Annotated in this window: 2 protein-coding genes; one reads left to right on the forward strand and one right to left on the reverse strand. The window is 70.5% G+C overall.

The window, feature by feature from the left end; translation table 11 throughout:
- Positions 1–145: 145 nt before the first annotated feature.
- Entirely contained in the window at positions 146–1969 is a 1824-nt protein-coding gene (locus ABZ570_RS33660) for a CocE/NonD family hydrolase (protein ID WP_358072188.1), read from the forward strand.
- 300 nt (positions 1970–2269) lie between these two features.
- On the opposite strand, the gene ABZ570_RS33665 is transcribed toward ABZ570_RS33660, so the two are convergent.
- Positions 2270–3432, reverse strand: a 1163-nt coding sequence (locus tag ABZ570_RS33665) for a transposase (protein ID WP_358072190.1), incomplete at its 5' end; no start/stop codon positions are given.

Consider the following 3432-nt stretch of genomic DNA (forward strand, 5'->3'; position numbering starts at 1 on the left):
CTGTCCCCATGATCAGCCGGGGTCGATGCCGCCGCCCAGCAGGTTAAAGATCAAGGTAGCATCCGATCTTCGGGCCCGCGGCCCGCGGCCCGCTGCACCACGCGTCACCCCAGAGTCACCCATCACGGACGACGAGGAGACATCGATGCAGAGACGGACGACGACGGCGGCGGCGCTCGGCGTGCTGCTGACCGCGAGCGTCTTCACGGGAGGGGTCGCGGCGGCGGCCCCCGCGACGGCGGCGGAGGCCCCACCGGAGGGGATCACCCACGAGGAGAACGACCGGGTCCCGGAGGGCTCGGTCTGGACGGAGCACTACTTCCCGTCGACGGACGGGGTCGAGCTGCACGCCGACGTGCTGCGGCCCGAGGGACTGCCTGCGGGCGCGAAGACGCCCGTCATCCTCTCCGTCGGGCCCTACTTCGGCCACGCTGGGCAGACCGGGCCCGAGGGCTTCACCCACACCGGGCCGTCGGCACGCTTCAACGACTTCCTCGAGGGCGCCGACCTCTTCGACAAGGGCTTCACGTACGTCATGGTCGACCTGCGCGGGTTCGGCGGGTCCACCGGCTGCCTCGACAACAAGGGCCCGGGCGAGCAGAACGACGTTCGCGCGGCCATCGAGTGGTCGGCCTCGCAGCCGTGGTCGAACGGCAACGTCGGCATGTACGGCAAGTCGTACGATGGCGCCACCGGTCTGATGGGCAACAACCTCAAGATGCCGCAGCTCAAGGCGGTCGTGGCGCAGGAGTCGATCTGGACCGGGTACAACTACCTGTTCTCCAACGGGGTGCCGCGCTCGAACGCCACCGGCACGCCGAGGTCCTACAACAACATCGCCACGATGGAGCCGCTGGCCGACGACACCTCGCGCTACCAGGCCAACGCCCGGTACGAGAAGTCGCACCCCGAGTGCCTCAGCAAGAACATCGCGGACAACTACGAGCCGGACCCGAACGCCCCCTTCTGGCAGGCGCGCGACATGGCAGCCAAGGCCAAGGGCACGACGACTCCGCTGTTCGTCACGGCGGGCTTCATCGAGAACAACACCAAGCCCGAGGGGATGGAGGAGTTCCTCAAGAACCACGTCGGCCCCGAGCGCGGCTGGCTGGGCCAGTGGGACCACGTGCGCGGCAACGACCGCGTGTCCGACGGACGCCTGGCGATGGGCCGCGAGGGTTGGTTCGACGAGGTGATGAGCTTCTACGACCAGTACCTCCAGGGCGAGGAGCCGACGACGACGTACCCCACTTACTCGATCGAGGACAACCTCGGCGAGTGGCGGGCCGAGCCGACCTGGCCGACCCCCGACCGCCGCATCACCGTGGCGCTCGGCAACGGCACCTACGTCGACGACGGCGGCGCCGCCGGCGTGCCGTACGCGTCGTCGCCGTCCACGCTCGCCCTCCCGAAGAGCAACGGGCAGTGGGACATGGAGAGCGCCCCGAGGCTCGAGGGGCTCGGGGCGACGCGCAAGGCGGCCTCGCCGTCGGCGTCGTCCGACGCGGCCTCCGCAGAGCCGGCATCGAGCTACCTCGTGTGGTCCGACGTCGTGCTGCAGGAGACGCGGCTGACCGCCACGCCGCGCGTCGAGCTCACGGCCCATGCGGCGGGCAACGTCATGGTCAAGGTGTGGGACGTCGCGCCCGACGGCACGGCGGTGATGTTCGACGAGAACGTGTCGCTGGTCAAGAAGGGCCGGGTCGGGTTCGACCTCAAGTCGACCGACTGGACGCTGCAGGCCGGGCACCGGCTCGCGGTCGAGATCGGCTCGATCACGACCGGGAGCTGGCGGGACACGCCGTCGGGCGCCACGATCAGAGTGACCGGTGCCGTCCTGCGGCTGTCGACGGAGAGCACCGCGGACGACGTGCCGACCGCGGGGAAGCGCTCGCCGTTCCTCGACAGCTACATCAAGGCGTACACGCGCACCTTCCCGGAGCCGGGCACGCCGGCATTCCGACTCTGAGCAGCGGTTCAGGACCAGCGCACGCCGTGGCGTGCGCTGGTCCTGACACCTCCGGATATCCTCTCGCCGGTGTCAGGAGAGGCTGCCGCGTTGCGGTGGTTGGATCCCTTGCCACCTGGTGTCTGGCTCATAGTGGTCGAGCACGTCCATGAGCATCGGACCACAAGGGACGACTTGGTTGTCATGCCGGGGCAGCACGAACACGCCTCTGTGCTGGTGCGCGACGATCTCGTCTCCAGTATCCGTGTCACCAGTCGGGACGAGCAGCGGGATATCACCTAGTGCGGTGTCCACTAACGTTCACCGGGTTTCCGGTGCCCTGTTGTGGATCCTCGCCGTGTGGGCGAGCGACTCCCCGCCACGGGGTGGTGGTGGGGCGGGCCTCCGCGGGCCAACTGATCCTCCCGCCGTCTGTGGTGGGCGGCGGGGATCACGCCGGGACTGGCCGGCACCGGGGAGGTGTCGGCCGGCTCGACGGTGCGTGACCACCTCCGGCAGCACAACTGCTGTGGGGGTGGTGGGTCCACCGCCCGGGGTGCGGGTGGCGATGATGGCAGCCGCGACCAGATCGCGGTGCCCGGAGTATCGGCAGTGCGGGCAGGACAGGGTCCGGCCGCGGGGTTTCGGCACCCGCCGCCGGCAGGCAGGGCAGGTGGACGAGGTGCCGCGTTCGTTGACGGGGTCGACGGTGATACCCGCCAGGGTGGCCTTGTCTTGCAGGACTTGCATCAGGCGGCCGATCTGCCACTGCCGCAGCCGCAGGTTGTGCCGCCGCCCCGCCTCCACATCGAGTACGCCGCGGGGGTCGCCGACCTTGAGCACACCGACCCGCTGCTCCACCGCCCAGGACACCACCATCGCGGCAGCCTCGTGCTGCGCCTGACGGACCCGCCGCTTGTGCCGGCCCTCCACCAGCCGCGCCCGCCGCCGGTACTTACGCCACCGCCGCGACCCCCGCTCACCAGGTTTCGGGGCGCGGCGGGCGACGGCGCGACGCCGGTGCTTGGTGTCGGCCAGGTGCATGCGGTGCTCGGCGCGCACCGCCCGCCCCGACACCAACAACCCCTCACCATCCGGCCCGGCCACCGAGTAGGGGTGGATGATCCCGAGATCCACCCCGGCCACCCGGCCCGGATCCGGCCCCTCACCCGGCGCATAAGTGGCAACCGGGACTTCCGCGGTGATGTCGAGGAACAGGCGGCCACCCTCACACAGCAGCGTGACCGACCGGACCTGGCCGGCCGGGTACGGCACCTCCCGCGCCAACCTGACCGACAACGGCGCACCGCCCTGGGCGGTCGGGATGCGCACCCGCCGCCCGTCAAGGCCGAACGTGCCGTGATGCCAGCGCACCGGCATCAACGCCCGCCGCCGACGCGGAAACCGCACGGACAGGTCACCGTCTTTACGGCGTTTCGCCGCCGCGAACCACGCCTCGGAGAACCGCCGCAACACCGACCGGG

This window comes from Micromonospora sp. NPDC007271 (genome assembly GCF_040634005.1).
In the GTDB taxonomy this organism is placed as follows: domain Bacteria; phylum Actinomycetota; class Actinomycetes; order Mycobacteriales; family Micromonosporaceae; genus Micromonospora.